This window comes from Mycobacterium sp. IEC1808, assembly GCF_002101935.1.
In the GTDB taxonomy this organism is placed as follows: Bacteria; Actinomycetota; Actinomycetes; order Mycobacteriales; family Mycobacteriaceae; genus Mycobacterium.
This window is the reverse complement of sequence record NZ_LQPV01000018.1, coordinates 1-13,749: the sequence shown is the minus strand read 5'-3', so window position 1 is coordinate 13,749 and position 13,749 is coordinate 1. Positions and strand designations below refer to the sequence as shown.

Sequence of the window (13,749 nt, the reverse complement as noted above, 5' to 3'; positions counted from 1 at the left end):
GTCGGGTCAGCGCGATTCGGCCTCCGCACGCGGGCCGTATTCCGGCGGCGGTGTCGTGGCCACAGAGCCCCCGTGCCTACCGGACGATGAGTCGCCGTTGGTGGTTTGCGCCAGCAGGTCGCGGATCTCGGTGAGCAGGATGACCTGCGCGTCGTCCGCCTGCTCGACCTCGCCGCGCTTGAGCAGCGTGTTGTAGGGGAGCACGACGAAGAAGTACACGACGGCCGCGATCAGGACGAAGTTGATCGCGGCGGACAGCAGGATGTTCAGGTCGATCGTCTGGCCGCCGCCGATGCCGATCTTCAGGGCGCCGACGTTGGACTGCTGATTGACCCCGACCCGATTGATCAGCGGCGTGATGATGCTCTCCGTGAACTTGGTGACCAATCCAGTGAAGGCAGTACCGATAACGACCGCGACCGCCAGGTCGACGATATTGCCCCGCGAGAGAAACTCCTTGAACCCCTTGAGCATGAGGACGCCCTTTCTGGTCTGGACCGAGTTTGCTATCGGTCACGTGCCCAACAGCGGCCAGATACTCAATGCAGGGTGAGCGTCACCGTCTGACCCAGCGTCGAGCCTGCCACCGTATTCGCCACGCGAGCCGGCAGCGCAACCAACACTACGCGGTCGGCGTCGGCGGCCTGGCCCTTCTGCTTGGCCGACACGACGACGATGACGGCGTCGGTGGCCACCACCCTGCTCGCCGGCGGACCGGCCGCGGGTGGGTCGGTGGCGGGGGCGGCCAGCACGTCCACGACGTCGCCGACGCGGACCAGGTCGAGCAGGGCGCCGTCCGCGAGGTGCAGCGGCACGATGCGGGCGCCGGGCCCGGCCGTCGACTCGGCCAGCCGGCTGCCGAGCAGCCGGACGTCGGTGAGCACCTCGCCGCGCCGGGTGGGGCTGGCCAGCGTCGAACCGACGACCGCGGCGAGGTCCGCCTTCGATCCGTCGGGAACCGTTGTGGCCGAACGCTTTTCGATCAGGACATCATCGGTGGTCAATGCGGCGCCCGGGGCCAGGTCGCGGGCCGCCACCACCACCTCGGCGTAATCGCCGTCGGGATTGGACCGCAGGGTCGCGACGCCGGCCAGCACGACGAGTCCTCCGGCGGCCACCCGCCGGGCCACCACGGTGCGCGTCCAGTCGGGGCATAACGACGCCGACAGGCGCCTGAAAACGTTGGGGTTCAGCGAGGATTCGCCCACGCCGCAACGGTAGGCGCGGCCGAGCGCCGAGCGTTCCGGTCGGTGGTGGCGCTGTGGATAACCGGTTAGCTCGAGGCGCCCGCGGTGGCCGGGGCGGCGCTGCTGGACGACTTGTCGCTCGACGTGCTCTTGTCGGACCCGTTCTTCTCGCTCGAGCCCGAACTCGACGCCGCTTCGCCGGAGCCGTTGGACGAGCTCGTCGACTTCTTGCGGTCCTCGCGGCTGTCGGTGCGGTAAAAACCGCTGCCCTTGAACACCACGCCGACGGAGTTGAACAACTTGCGCAGCCGGCCCTGGCACTTCTCGCACGTGGTCAGCGCGTCGTCGGTGAAGGCCTGCACGACGTCGAAGCGGTCGTCGCACTGGGTGCACGCGTAGCTGTATGTCGGCACGAAAACCTCCGAATGATTACGGGTTGGATTAGCACTCTACCGTCTCAAGTGCTAGAACCGCCACGTGATCGCGATCATTCCCGCTCGGGAAGCGCGATCAGGCCCCGCTCCGGTGTCAGCGCGTGCGTCATCGGCACGTCGTGCGGTTCGGCGGGCAGCTCGTCGACGAATTCGGCGTCGCGCACCACCGCGATCAGCCGCGCCTGCGGGTTTCGCAGGCCCAGCGAGCGGTCGTAAAAGCCGCGGCCCCGGCCCAGCCGCACGCCGCGACGGTCGACCGCCAGCGCCGGCACGATCACCAGGGCGGCCTCGGCCAGGGCCGGCGCCGCCAACAGCGGCCCGGCCGGCTCGAGCAGCCCCCACGGCCCGGGGACCAGCGCGCCCGGCCGGTATTCACCCCACCGCAGCGGCAACGGTGCCTTATCCGAGCCGGTGCGCGCGACCGGCAACAGCACCCGCGCCGACCGACGCAGCAACGGCTCAAGCAGCTCGGTCGACCCCGGCTCGGTGCCCACCGGCACGTACGCGCAGACCGTGGTCCCGCCCTCGACCACCGGCTCCAGGTGCTCGCGCAGCGCGCGCGCCTCGGCGGCGCGAACGTCGTCGGCGACGCAACGCCGGGCCGCCAGCAGGCGTTCGCGCAACGCGGCCTTGGTCGCGGTTGGCATGCCCTCAACCATGACAGGCCGGGGTTTCGCGCCGCCACATCGCGGTGGCGTGCCTCCTGGGGGTTATGGTTTGAACAATGTCACGCCCGGATGTTCCGATCCCATTCACGGCGATCGTCCCTGCGGCCGGCCTGGGTACGCGATTTTTGCCTGCGACGAAGACGGTGCCCAAGGAGCTGCTGCCCGTCGTCGACACTCCCGGCATCGAGCTGGTCGCCGAGGAGGCGGCCGCGGCCGGGGCGGAACGCCTGGTGATCATCACTTCCGAGGGCAAGGACGGCGTCGTCGCGCACTTCGTCGAGGACCTGGTGCTGGAGGGAACCCTCGAGGCGCGCGGCAAGAAGGCCATGCTCGACAAGGTGCGCCGGGCGCCGCAGCTGATCAAGGTGGAGTCCGTGGTGCAGGCCGAGCCGCTCGGGCTGGGGCACGCCATCAGCTGCGTGGAGCCAAGGCTGGCGGCGGACGAGGACGCCGTCATGGTGCTGCTGCCCGACGACCTGGTGCTGCCGACCGGCGTCCTGGAGACGATGGCGAAGGTGCGCGCCGACCACGGCGGCACGGTGCTGTGCGCGATCGAAGTGACACCGGAAGAGATCAGCTCCTACGGCGTTTTCGACGTCGAACCCGTTGCGGGCGGCGACAATCCGGACGTGCTGCGGGTCAAGGGCATGGTCGAAAAGCCCAAGGCCTCCGACGCCCCGTCGATGTACGCGGCGGCGGGCCGGTACGTGCTCGACCGCGCCGTTTTCGACGCGCTGCACCGCATCGACCGCGGCGCGGGAAACGAAGTACAGCTCACCGACGCGATCGCGCTGCTGATCAAGGAGGGCCACCCGGTGCATGTCGTCGTGCATCGCGGATCCCGACACGACTTGGGAAATCCCGGCGGCTACCTCAAGGCTGCGGTTGACTTTGCATTGGATCGTGACGACTATGGCCCGGATTTGCGGCGATGGTTGGTGGCGCGGTTAGGCCTGACCGAGCAGTAGCCGGGCGCCATCAAGGTCGCCGCCCGCCAAGGTCAGAGAGGCGCGCTCGTGCGTTCTGTTGAGGAGCAGCAGGCCCGGATAACGGCCGCCGCGGTGGCCCCGCGGCCGATCCGGGTCGCCATTGCCGAGGCCCAGGGTTTGATGTGCGCAGAGGAAGTGGTGACCGAGCGGCCCATGCCCGGGTTCGATCAGGCCGCCATCGACGGTTACGCGGTGCGCAGCGTCGACGTGCTGGGGGTCGGTGAGGTGGGCGCCGAAAGCCTCGGCGGGCCCTCGGACGATGAGGACCTGCGCGACGGGCTGGTGTTGCCGGTGATGGGGACGATCGAGGCCGGCTCGCGCACGCCAAGCCGGCTGCAGCCGCGGCAGGCGGTCCGGGTGCAGACCGGGGCCCCGCTGCCCACCCTGGCCGACGCCGTCCTGCCGGTGCGATGGACCGACGGCGGGATGTCGCGGGTGCGGATCCTGCGTGGAGCCCCGTCGGGCGCCTACGTGCGCCGCGCCGGCGACGACGTCCAGCCCGGCGACGTCGCCGTGCGCTCCGGCACCATAGTCGGCGCCGCGCAGGTCGGTCTGCTGGCGGCGGTGGGACGGGAACGGGTGCTCGTGCATCCGCGTCCGCGCCTGTCGGTCATCGCGGTGGGTGGCGAGCTGGTCGACATCTCCCGCACCCCGGGCAACGGGCAGGTCTACGACGTCAACTCCTATTCGCTGGCGGCGGCGGGCCGCGACGCCGGCGCCGAGGTCAACCGCGTCGGCATCGTCAGCAACGACCCGAAAGAGCTGCGCGAGGTCGTCGAAGGTCAGCTCAACCGCTCCGAGGTCGTGGTGATCGCCGGCGCGGTCGGGGGCGCGGCCAACGAGTCGGTGCGGTCGGTGCTGTCCGAGCTCGGCGAGATGGAAGTGGTCCGGGTGGCCATGCACCCGGGCTCCGTGCAGGGTTTCGGGCAGTTGGGCCGCGAGGGTGTTCCGACATTCCTGCTGCCGGCCAACCCCGTCAGCGCGCTGGTGGTCTTCGAAGTGATGGTCCGGCCGCTGATCCGGTTGTCGCTGGGCAAGCGCCAGCCGATGCGCCGCATCGTGCAGGCCCGCGCGCTCTCGCCGATCACGTCGGTCGCCGGGCGCAAGGGGTACCTTCGCGGGCAGTTGATGCGGGACCAGGACAGCGGTGAGTATTTGGTACAGGCACTGGGCGGGGCACCGGGGTCGTCGTCGCACCTGTTGGCCACCCTCGCCGAGGCGAACTGTTTGGTCGTGGTTCCCAGCGGCGCCGAGCAGATCCGCACCGGCGAGATCGTGGACGTCGCGTTCCTGGCCCAGCGCGGCTAGGCGAAGCTACTGCACATGCTCGTGAACCTGTTGCGTGCGAATCCCCGGCACCCGGGTTGGCCCTTGGATGTGGGGCCGCTGCGGGTCCCGGGTGGTGTCGTCCGGTTGCGTGCGGTGCGCATGCGCGACGGCGCGCAGTGGAGCCGGATCCGGTTGGCCGACCGCGCGCATCTGGAGCCGTGGGAGCCCAGCACGGATGGCGACTGGACGATCCGGCACACGGTCGCGGCGTGGCCGGCGTTGTGTTCCGGGCTGCGCGCGGAGGCCCGCAAGGGCCGCATGCTGCCCTATGTGATCGAGCTCGACGGGCGTTTCTGCGGGCAGCTGACCATCGGCAATGTGACCCACGGGGCGTTGCGGTCGGCCTGGATCGGCTACTGGGTGCCCAGGTCGGCCACCGGCGGTGGGGTGGCGACGGCGGCGTTGGCGCTGGGCCTGGACCACTGCTTCGGCCCGGTCATGCTGCATCGCGTCGAGGCGACCGTGCGTCCCGAGAACGCCGCGAGCCGGGCCGTGCTGGCAAAGGTGGGGTTCCGCGAGGAGGGGCTGCTGCGCCGCTACCTCGAGGTGGACCGGGCCTGGCGCGACCACCTGCTGATGGCCATCACGGTCGAAGAGGTGCAGGGGTCGGTCGCGGCGACCCTGGTCCGCTCCGGTCACGCGAGTTGGGCGTGAACTGTGGCTATCGCGACACGAGTGACATGTGGTGCTTGTGAGAGGCAAATTACAGGTGTGTAATTGTGCTGGTCACCTCGGCCCAGCCGCATCGGCCACAGACGAGCCTCGCGGGGGTCGGGTCCAGTAAGGAGCAAGTCATCATGCCAAGCATCCCGCAGTCGCTGTTGTGGATCTCGCTCGTGGTGCTCTGGCTGTTCGTCCTTGTTCCGATGCTGATCAGCAAACGCGACGCCGTGCGTCGCACGAGCGACGTCGCGCTGGCCACCCGGGTACTCAACGGCGCCGGCTCCCGGCTGGTCAGGCGCAGTGGGCCCGCCGCGGGCCATCGCAGCGACCCCGACTGGAAGCCGGAGGAGGACGCGGTCGACGACGAGCTCGCCGAGCCCGAGCACGACGAGGACGACGCCGAAACCGAGGAGGTGGCGCGTCCCGTCGTCGTGCGGGCCGCGGCCACCGAAGCGGCCGAGCCCGACTACCTGGACGTCGACGTCATCGAGGATTCCGGTGCGCTGCCGGCGGGGGCCACGGCGGACGAGGCCGCCGAGGCCGCCGAGGACGCCGACGCCGACGAGACCGAGCCCGTCGCCGAGCACTCCGAGACCGACGAGGACCTGGACGACCGGTACGAATACGTCGAGGACTCTTCGGGTTTGGAGCCCGAGGCGGACCGCGAGGAGGACGAGGATCCGCGGGCGTACGTCGCAGCGGGCGCCTCGCGGCGGCGCCGGTTCGACCCCAAAGCCGCAGCCGCGGTCAGCGCGCGCAAGTACGCCTTTCGCAAGCGGGTGCTGATTGTGATGGCCCTCGTGCTGACCGGCTCGGCCACGGCCGCGTTCGAGGTGACGCCGACGGCCTGGTGGGTGTGCGGAAGCGCGACCGCGGTGACCGTGCTGTACCTCGCCTACCTGCGTCGGCAGACCCGAATCGAGGAGCGGGTGCGACGCCGCCGGATGCAGCGGATGGCGCGGGCCCGGCTTGGCGTGGAGAACACATACGACCGCGAATACGACGTGGTGCCCTCGCGGCTGCGGCGGCCCGGCGCGGTGGTGCTCGAGATCGACGACGAGGACCCGATCTTCGAGCACTTGGACTACGCGATGCCCATGCGGACCTTCGGGTGGCCCAGGGACCTGCCGCGCGCGGTCGGCGAGTAGCGCCGGCAGTTCGGCGGTTCGCCGCGCGGCTGGTAGCCTGCTAGCGGTCAGGGGCTATGGCGCAGTTGGTAGCGCGACTCGTTCGCATCGAGTAGGTCAGGGGTTCGAATCCCCTTAGCTCCACCAGGTTTGACCACCGGTTTTGTCATTCAATGGGCGTCACCCGGCGGGTCCGGTCCGCAGCGGGTGCGCAGGGAGGGGTTAAGAGGATGGCTGTTGATTCGGACAGGATCCGCGAATGGCGCGAGACTGCCCAAAAGTATGCCGACATGACTGTCGCCGTCGCCCAGGCGTTGCCCGAGGAACCGACTGAACGCGATTACTCGAGGGTCGCGATGCTCGCGTCGATATCTTCGATGTATTACGCCACGGCGTTGGATGCCGATCACTTCGTTGACGCGCCGACTGACGGCGGAGCAAAAGCTTAGCTCCACCACATTTGGGCAGGTCAGCGCGATTTCGGGCCGCGCTACCCAGCCCCAATTTCCGCTGCGGGCACGCTTTGGCGAGCTGTCCGACTGGAGACGCGGTAGTAGCGTTGTCACCAGCTCGGAAAGGGGATCGCGATGCGTGTCGACACAGATCCTCCGTACTCCGGACGGGCAGTGCGGTGCAGCTGCGCTACATAAGCGTGCCGGCCTTGATCGCCGAGGCCGGGGGAGATCCGTGGCTGATCAATCAGAGCCTCCAGGTCGGTCGCCCGGCGCAGATCTCCGAGTTGGCGGAGGCGTTTCACGCAGCGGGTCGGTGCACCGCTGAGTCCGACGCTTCGTTCCAGGAAGCGCGCCGCCGCTTCGACGCGGCCTGGAACCACCAGAACGGCGACCACCCGATCAACGACTCCGCCGAGGTGCAGCGGGTGACCACGGCGCTGGGCGCGCAGTCGTTGCAGCTGCCCAAGATCGGCGCCGGCTTGGAAAACATCGCTGCCGCGTTGGCCGAGGCGCAGCGAACCGGCGCGGCGCTGATCTCGACGCTGGAGGGGCAGTTGCAGCAGCTCGACAACGAGATCGGCCAGGCGGTGGAGGCGGAGAAAGACATCCACCTCACCGCGGGTGAGAGAAAGCTCTTGGAGCTGCACATCGCCGACCTTGAAAACGAAGCCATCGCCGACACCAAATCCGCTCTGACGCAGATCAATTCGGTACGCGACGGCTATTCGACCTACCTGCATGCAGCGATGGGCACCCTGCGGGCCGACGGCTACGAGCCCAACGTTCTCCAGGCGGTGGACGCCAAACCCGAGATTCCGCCGCCGGGAACGAGTCCGGAGGACGTGAACAGGTGGTGGACATCGTTGACGCCGGGGGAGCGCCAGCAGCTCATCGCCGAGCACCCGGATCAGGTCGGCAACCTCAACGGTGTCCCGGTGCTCGCGCGCAGCGACGCCAACATCGCGGTGATGACGGCCGATCTCAACCGAATTCGCGACATCGCCGGCCGCAACGGCGTCTCCCCGGCCGACGTGCTGCGCGATCCGGCGAAGTACGGCCTGTCGGCCGCCGACGTCACCCGCTACCAGAACGCCGATCAGACCCAGCAGGGGCTCGATCGCGACGCCGACCATGGCCACAACCCGGTATTCCTATTCGCCTACGACCCAATGGCTTTCGGCGGCAAGGGGCGAGCAGCGATCGCGATCGGCAACCCCGACCTTGCGAAGAACACCGCGGTGATCGTCCCGGGCACCAGCAGCAGCGTGAAGGGTGGCTGGCTGCACGACGGCCACAACGATGCGCTCAACCTGTACGGCCAGGCCAACGCCGCCGACCCGAGAAACCCCACGGCGGTGATCGCGTGGATGGGATACGACGCCCCCAACGACTTCAAGGACGTCCAGCGGATTTCCACCCCGGCGCTGGCGCGGACCGGCGGTCAGGCGCTGGCGCAAGACGTCAACGGTTTGTGGGCCACGCACCTCGGGGCCGGCCAGCATGTCACCGTGCTGGGCCACTCGTACGGCTCGACCACGGTCGCCGACGCGTTCGCGTTGGGCCACATGCACGCCAACGACGCGGTGCTCATCGGTTGCCCGGGCACCGACCTGGCGCCCAACGCCGCGAGCTTCCATCTCGACGGCGGGCACGTGTACGTGGGCGACGCGTCGACGGATCCGGTCGGCATGCTCGGGGAGCTGAATGGCTTGAGCCACTACGTGAACCGGGACAACCTCGGCGGTCAGGTGCTCGGCTTGACCCCCGGCCTGGGCGCCGACCCCGCGGCCGACGGATTCGGATCGGTGCGCTTCCGGGCCGAGGTGCCCGGCTCCGATGGCGTTAACCCGCACGACCATTCGGACTACTACCACCCCGGAAGTGAGGCGCTACACAGCATGGCCGACATCACGTCGGGCCACGGTGACGCGCTGGAATCCGACGGCCTGACGGCCCAACACCGTTACCAGCCGGGCAAGGTCACCATCCCGGGCCTGGGTCCGGTCGGACCGGGCATAGGCGGGCTCGTCATCGACCCGGAGTGGGACCGCGCGCCGGGAACTGTTACCGATGATCATGTCTTCGATGACCAACACCATCACTGAGCGGCAACGCATTTGGCCCCGGCAAGCGCGGCTTGCCGCGTTAGTCGTCGCCGTCATGTTGCTAGGAGGGTGTTCGCTGGTGTTTCCGAAACCGCATTCGTCGGGCTCTTCCAACCCCTTTGACGATTCCGCCCACCCGCTGACGGACGATCAGACCAAGGCCCAGGTGATCGAGCCGGCCAAAGAGATCGTCGCCGCCGCGGACCTGCAGGGCGTCGACGGCGGGTTTTCCTTCGCCTCCTGCAATGACCAAGGCGATCCGCCCTATCAGGGCAGGGTGACGATCGGGTTCCTGCTGCAGGGCGACCCGGATGCCTACTTCCAGCACATCCGCGCCGCGATGGTCGCGCACGGCTGGAGCGAGGGCGCTCCGCCGGGGCAGCACTACCACGGCACCACCCTGAACAAGAACGGTGTGACGGCAAACATGAGCTTGTTGCCCTCGGACCACAGCCGCGGGCAAATCATCCTCTACGGCGAGTGCCGGGACACCACCGACCACCACCACGACCCGGGTGCCGGACTCGATATCACGAGCCAGCTGACCGCCCGCTAAGCTCCGCTCTCCGGGTCATCGGGCTAGCTGGACTTCTTGCCGCCCTTGCGCCCTGCGGCCTTCTTCTGGGACTGGTTACCACCGCTGCCGCTACCGCTGCTACGGCTGCTTTGGCTGCTGCCCGAACTCTTGCCGCCCCTGCTGGAGGCGCCGGGCGAATTCGATATCGCCGCCGCCCTGGACTTGCTCATCCCTTTCTTGCGCAGACCCTCGTACTGCTTGTCGTTCTTGACGCTCGACCCATGATCTTTCGCCACTTTGGTCTCCTTTGCACCGTGCAACCCGAATACCCACTTTTCGACCCTGGATCCGCGCGCGGGGCCGCGATCAGCCACCGCGTTGCCGGCGCGCGATTTGGGTACTGATCCAGGTGTCGACCCGGCAACGAGCGAGAGGACCCGATGGCGCCCCGCGATCCCGATGCGACCGAAGCCCTGCTGAAAGAACTTCTGTGGACCTACGGCCCGTGCGGCCAGGAGGACGAGGTCCGAGCCGTCTGCGCCCGCGAACTGGAACCCGTCGTCGACGACATGTGGACCGACGACGCCGGCAACCTGGTCGGCTACATCGCCGCGGGAGGTCCCCCCGACGACGCCGCCCACCGGTCGGCCGCAATAGCCGGGCCCAGCACCGCGACGCGCGTCATGGCGCACATGGACGAACTGTCCATGCTGGTCAAGCGGATCGAGCCGGACGGCTCGCTGCACGTGACGCAACTGGGCACCATGTATCCCGGGAACTTCGGACTCGGCCCGGTCGCCGTCCTCGGCGAGCACGAGACGCTCACCGCGGTGCTGACGCTCGGCTCCGAGCACACCACCAAGGAGAGCCCGCGGATCTGGCAAACCAAACCCGATGCGGGTGATCAGGCGCTGGACTGGGAGCACGTCTACGTCTTCACCGGCCGCACCGAAAAGGAGCTTGCCGACGCGGGCGTGCGGCCCGGGACGCGGGTGTGCGTCGAGCGGAGCAAGCGGACGCTCGTCGAGATCGCGGACTATGTCGGCTGCTACTTTCTCGACGACCGAGCCGCGGTGACCGCGCTGCTGCGCGCGGCGCAATTGCTGCGCGAGCGCGGACAACGGCCCGCCGACGACGTCTACCTGGTGTTCACGACCAATGAGGAGATCGGCGGGGTGGGCGGCTCCTACGCCAGCGCCTCACTGCCGGGCACGCTCACCCTCGCCCTCGAGGTCGGACCCACCGAGCGGGAGTACGGCACCACCGTCACCGGCGGTCCGATCGTCGGCTACAGCGATGCCCTCTGCGTCTACGACAAGGACGTCGCCGACCGGCTGATGGCCATCGCCTCCGACCGGGGGCTGGAGCCGCAGGCCGCGGTGCTGGGCGCGTTCGAGTCGGACGCCTCCCATTCCAAGGCCAACGGGCTGTCGCCGCGGGCGGCCCTGCTGTGCCTGCCGACGCTGAGCACGCACGGGTACGAGGTCACGTCTCGGGGCGCCATCGACGCCATGGCCGACATCGTCGCCGACTTCGTGCTGCAGCCCGACGGCCACGCCTGACCTCCTGGGACCTGCTCGAAAGTCAGAGACCAAAAGTTGAGTAAATCTTTTGCGGTGTAATCCAATGGTATGTAAACTCGCCAATCAAGTGCATCGCCGGTATACGCCGACGGCCCGCACCAGGGGGTGACGCGCAGCACTTCATATAGAGATTGGCGGCCCGAAGATGACCAGCGTTTCATCCTTAGACTCAGTCCAGACGTCCCTCTCTCGACGTCCTCGCTCTCGCCCGAAATCGAGCCCTTCGGCCCCGACGGTCAGCCTGGTCATTCCAGTGCGGAACGAGGCGCGCAACATCGGCTGGGTGCTCGAGCAGCTCGCTGATGAGGCGACCGAGATCATCATCGTCGACGGCGATTCGACCGACGTCACGCTGATCACCGCGCGCCGATCCCGGCCCGACATCCGGGTCGTGCCGCAGCAGGGTCCCGGTAAAGGCAGCGCCTTGCGCACGGGGTTCCTGGCCGCCACCGGTGACATCATCGTGATGATGGACGCTGACGGCAGCATGTCGCCTAGCGAGATCCCGCACTACGTGCATTTCATCGCGAACGGCTACGACTTCGTCAAAGGGTCGCGGTTCATCAGCGGCGGATCGTCGTTGGACATCACGTGGTTCCGCCGGTTCGGCAACTGGTTCTTGCTCTCCGTGTTCAACTCGCTGTACCACGGCAACTTGACCGACCTCTGCTATGGGTTCGTGGCTTTCGACCGTCGCTATCTCGATCACCTCCACCTCTCGGCGACCGGCTTCGAAATCGAGGCCGAGATGACGGTGCGGGCCATGCAGGCGGGGTTGCGAATTGCGGAGGTTCCCAGCGTGGAACTGCCCCGGCGCAGCGGAGCGTCGAATTTGCATGCCATCCGCGATGGCATCCGCGTGCTGCGGACGGTGCTGCGTCACCACCGCTCGGGTGTTTCTGGGCACCTGTACCAGGCGGCACGCCAGGCTGCAGGGCGACCGGCTGTCGGTATGTCAGCCGAAGTGACGGCGTGACTGGCAATGCCCGCCCGCCCGACCGGCTGATTGATGTCAACGACCTGCCGATCGGTTTCATTGACGTCGCGCTGAGCATGCCGCCGGCCGAGCTGGTCGGCGAAACGGTTGTGGTCCTGCTGCGTCCCGAGAAGGGACCCCCGACGGCGGTATTGAAGGTGGCGCGTGGCCAGCTCAGAGCCGCGAAATTGCGCATGCAGCGGCGCGTGCTCGCCGAACTGGCTGTCCACCAAGGACTTAACGACGAATGGCGCAAACTGCTACCGCGGATCCTGGCATTCGACGAGCGCGCTAATGCGGCCGTGTCCGTCGAGTCCTATCGCCGTGGGACAGACCTGGCCGAGGTTCTGGCGCGCCGCCCGAACCGTGTCGAGGAGCTGACCGCGGCGGCCCTGAGAGCCATCGGGCCCCTGCACCGCGGAACCGCGACGCCCGCCGTCGTCGACAACTTCTGCTTATTGCGTCGATGGGTCGTCGAACCCCTGGCGGCCCTGACGGACGCGTGCCGGCGACTGGATCCCCATCGGGTTCCCGACATGAACCGGCTTGGCACCGTGCTACGGCAAGCCCTTGTCGGCTGGCGCATGCCGGTGAGTTGGACGCACGGCGACTACACGCCCACCAACGTTCGGGTCGCCGGCATTCGCGGCCCGGTTACCGGGATCGTGGATTGGGGCGGTGCGCGGCCGGGCCAGCCTGCCTTCGTCGACGAGTACCTGATGATCCTGACGGCGAGTTCGCTGGTGGAGCGAACCGATCTGGGCACGGTCGTCGCTGACCGGCTGAGATCGGGCGGTCTCTCGGTTCGCGAGCGTTCGGCGCTGCGTGCCGCGCACGACGAAGCGGAAGCGGACATCGAGCACAGTGAGCGCATCGACGAGCGCATTGCCATCGTGTTGACCTGGCTGCGCCATGCTGCCGGCTCATGGCGCAAGCGTCAAACTCCGCCAGACCACCACACCTGGTGGGCCACCGACGTGGCTCCGGTGCTCGACGCCGTCGCCGCGTGGCTCGAATTCGATGTTCCGAGCGTGGGTTCCCGCGCGGGCCGAGGCGCGGCGAGCGTCGTACCGATGACAAAGCCAACGCACGTCGGGGACGCCCCGCAGGCGCGGAGGAACCGGACCGATGGCTGACGGTGCAAAACGGAGACAGTGGTGGGCTAGTTGTACTGACCTGAGAGGTTAGGTACGCGGCTGGCGGGTGGTTGGCCGCCGAGTGCGGTGTGGCCGCGGTGGTGATTGTAGGTGTGGAGCCAGATGGCGAATTCCGCGCATCGTTCAGCGTCACTGCGGTAGAGCCGGGCGTAGGCCCATTCGTCGGCCAGGGTGCGGTGGAATCTCTCCACTTTGCCGTTCGTCTGGGGGCGATACGGTCGGGTGCGGCGGTGCTCGATCCCGCCAAGAGCGTCGCGGAACACATAGGATCGATAGCAGGATCCGTTGTCGGTCAATATTTTTCGAACGCAGATGCCGCACTGTGCGAACCAGGCGTTGGCGCGTAGCCAAAACGCTGCTGCGGTCTCTTTGCGCTCATCGGTCAGCAGCTCGCTATAGGCCAGCCGCGAGTGCGCATCGATAGCGGTGTGCAGGAAGTGATAGCCGCGCACGGGCCGGTAGTGCTTGTCGAGGACGCCGGTGCTGCGATCGGCCCGGGCGTTGTGCTTGCCTGCGCTGCGACCCAGCATGCGCCAACCGCCGCCGGCAGGGATCTTGC

At 68.1% G+C, this 13,749-nt stretch carries 16 protein-coding genes and 1 tRNA gene; 11 read left to right on the top strand and 6 right to left on the bottom strand.

What is annotated here, in order from left to right; all coding sequences use genetic code 11:
• Positions 1 to 6: 6 nt before the first annotated feature.
• From mscL to AWB92_RS11810, 4 genes are all read right to left on the bottom strand, one after another.
• Positions 7 to 474: a large-conductance mechanosensitive channel protein MscL gene (gene mscL / locus AWB92_RS11825; protein ID WP_068187652.1), complete on the bottom strand. Its 468-nt coding sequence runs from the start codon at positions 472 to 474 to the stop codon at positions 7 to 9.
• Positions 475 to 539: 65 nt separating this feature from the next.
• The gene (locus AWB92_RS11820) at positions 540 to 1,208 is read right to left on the bottom strand and encodes an SAF domain-containing protein (protein WP_085185747.1); all 669 of its coding nucleotides are present in this window, start codon (positions 1,206 to 1,208) and stop codon (positions 540 to 542) included.
• 65 nt (positions 1,209 to 1,273) lie between these two features.
• Positions 1,274 to 1,600, bottom strand: coding sequence for an FmdB family zinc ribbon protein (locus AWB92_RS11815; RefSeq protein ID WP_068104226.1), 327 nt, complete (start codon positions 1,598 to 1,600; stop codon positions 1,274 to 1,276).
• A 74-nt stretch (positions 1,601 to 1,674) separates the two neighbouring features.
• Positions 1,675 to 2,268 (bottom strand): 5-formyltetrahydrofolate cyclo-ligase, encoded by a 594-nt coding sequence (locus AWB92_RS11810; RefSeq protein ID WP_085185745.1) that lies wholly within the window; start codon positions 2,266 to 2,268, stop codon positions 1,675 to 1,677.
• Positions 2,269 to 2,345: 77 nt separating this feature from the next.
• Here AWB92_RS11810 and AWB92_RS11805 point away from each other — a divergent pair, with 77 nt between their 5' ends.
• From AWB92_RS11805 to AWB92_RS11770, 8 genes are all read left to right on the top strand, one after another.
• Positions 2,346 to 3,257, top strand: coding sequence for a UTP--glucose-1-phosphate uridylyltransferase (locus AWB92_RS11805; RefSeq protein WP_085185743.1), 912 nt, complete (start codon positions 2,346 to 2,348; stop codon positions 3,255 to 3,257).
• Between the two features lie 48 nt (positions 3,258 to 3,305).
• Positions 3,306 to 4,586, top strand: a complete 1,281-nt coding sequence (gene glp, locus AWB92_RS11800; RefSeq protein WP_068187663.1) for a gephyrin-like molybdotransferase Glp — start codon at positions 3,306 to 3,308, stop codon at positions 4,584 to 4,586.
• Between the two features lie 21 nt (positions 4,587 to 4,607).
• Complete coding sequence (locus tag AWB92_RS11795) at positions 4,608 to 5,261, top strand: GNAT family protein (protein WP_085185830.1); 654 nt, start codon at positions 4,608 to 4,610, stop codon at positions 5,259 to 5,261.
• A 143-nt stretch (positions 5,262 to 5,404) separates the two neighbouring features.
• Entirely contained in the window at positions 5,405 to 6,418 is a 1,014-nt protein-coding gene (gene glpR / locus AWB92_RS11790) for a gephyrin-like molybdotransferase receptor GlpR (protein ID WP_085185741.1), read from the top strand.
• Between the two features lie 50 nt (positions 6,419 to 6,468).
• A tRNA-Ala gene (locus tag AWB92_RS11785) sits at positions 6,469 to 6,544 on the top strand.
• An 83-nt stretch (positions 6,545 to 6,627) separates the two neighbouring features.
• Complete coding sequence (locus tag AWB92_RS11780; RefSeq protein WP_142282057.1) at positions 6,628 to 6,846, top strand: hypothetical protein; 219 nt, start codon at positions 6,628 to 6,630, stop codon at positions 6,844 to 6,846.
• Positions 6,847 to 7,028: 182 nt separating this feature from the next.
• Complete coding sequence (locus tag AWB92_RS11775) at positions 7,029 to 8,957, top strand: alpha/beta hydrolase (protein WP_085185737.1); 1,929 nt, start codon at positions 7,029 to 7,031, stop codon at positions 8,955 to 8,957.
• The gene (locus AWB92_RS11770; RefSeq protein WP_068187669.1) at positions 8,938 to 9,513 is read left to right on the top strand and encodes a hypothetical protein; all 576 of its coding nucleotides are present in this window, start codon (positions 8,938 to 8,940) and stop codon (positions 9,511 to 9,513) included. The genes AWB92_RS11775 and AWB92_RS11770 overlap by 20 nt, the downstream gene beginning before the upstream one ends.
• Positions 9,514 to 9,536: 23 nt before the next feature.
• On the opposite strand, the gene AWB92_RS11765 is transcribed toward AWB92_RS11770, so the two are convergent.
• Complete coding sequence (locus AWB92_RS11765; RefSeq protein ID WP_085185828.1) at positions 9,537 to 9,770, bottom strand: hypothetical protein; 234 nt, start codon at positions 9,768 to 9,770, stop codon at positions 9,537 to 9,539.
• A gap of 144 nt (positions 9,771 to 9,914) precedes the next feature.
• Here AWB92_RS11765 and AWB92_RS11760 point away from each other — a divergent pair, with 144 nt between their 5' ends.
• From AWB92_RS11760 to AWB92_RS11750, 3 genes are all read left to right on the top strand, one after another.
• A complete protein-coding gene (locus AWB92_RS11760; RefSeq protein WP_085185735.1) occupies positions 9,915 to 11,036 on the top strand; it encodes a M20/M25/M40 family metallo-hydrolase in 1,122 nt (373 codons plus the stop codon).
• A gap of 166 nt (positions 11,037 to 11,202) precedes the next feature.
• Positions 11,203 to 12,033 carry a glycosyltransferase family 2 protein gene (locus AWB92_RS11755; RefSeq protein ID WP_081665500.1) on the top strand — a complete coding sequence of 277 codons (831 nt, stop codon included), beginning with the start codon at positions 11,203 to 11,205 and terminating at the stop codon, positions 12,031 to 12,033.
• On the top strand, positions 12,030 to 13,169 hold the full coding sequence (locus AWB92_RS11750) for an aminoglycoside phosphotransferase family protein (RefSeq protein ID WP_085185733.1): 1,140 nt from the start codon (positions 12,030 to 12,032) through the stop codon (positions 13,167 to 13,169). Before AWB92_RS11755 ends, AWB92_RS11750 begins: the two co-directional genes overlap by 4 nt.
• A 26-nt stretch (positions 13,170 to 13,195) precedes the next feature.
• On the opposite strand, the gene AWB92_RS11745 is transcribed toward AWB92_RS11750, so the two are convergent.
• Positions 13,196 to 13,749 (bottom strand): integrase core domain-containing protein (locus AWB92_RS11745; protein ID WP_142282056.1); only part of this gene is annotated, 554 nt, incomplete at its 5' end.

Excerpts from the sequence above, each read along its gene's own strand:
- mscL (WP_068187652.1), bottom strand. The coding sequence starts at position 474 with ATGCTCAAGGGGTTCAAGGAGTTTCTCTCGCGGGGCAATATCGTCGAC.
- AWB92_RS11810 (WP_085185745.1), bottom strand. The coding sequence starts at position 2,268 with ATGCCAACCGCGACCAAGGCCGCGTTGCGCGAACGCCTGCTGGCGGCC.
- AWB92_RS11805 (WP_085185743.1), top strand. The coding sequence starts at position 2,346 with ATGTCACGCCCGGATGTTCCGATCCCATTCACGGCGATCGTCCCTGCG.
- glpR (WP_085185741.1), top strand. The coding sequence starts at position 5,405 with ATGCCAAGCATCCCGCAGTCGCTGTTGTGGATCTCGCTCGTGGTGCTC.
- AWB92_RS11780 (WP_142282057.1), top strand. The coding sequence starts at position 6,628 with ATGGCTGTTGATTCGGACAGGATCCGCGAATGGCGCGAGACTGCCCAA.
- AWB92_RS11770 (WP_068187669.1), top strand. The coding sequence starts at position 8,938 with ATGACCAACACCATCACTGAGCGGCAACGCATTTGGCCCCGGCAAGCG.
- AWB92_RS11760 (WP_085185735.1), top strand. The coding sequence starts at position 9,915 with ATGGCGCCCCGCGATCCCGATGCGACCGAAGCCCTGCTGAAAGAACTT.
- AWB92_RS11755 (WP_081665500.1), top strand. The coding sequence starts at position 11,203 with ATGACCAGCGTTTCATCCTTAGACTCAGTCCAGACGTCCCTCTCTCGA.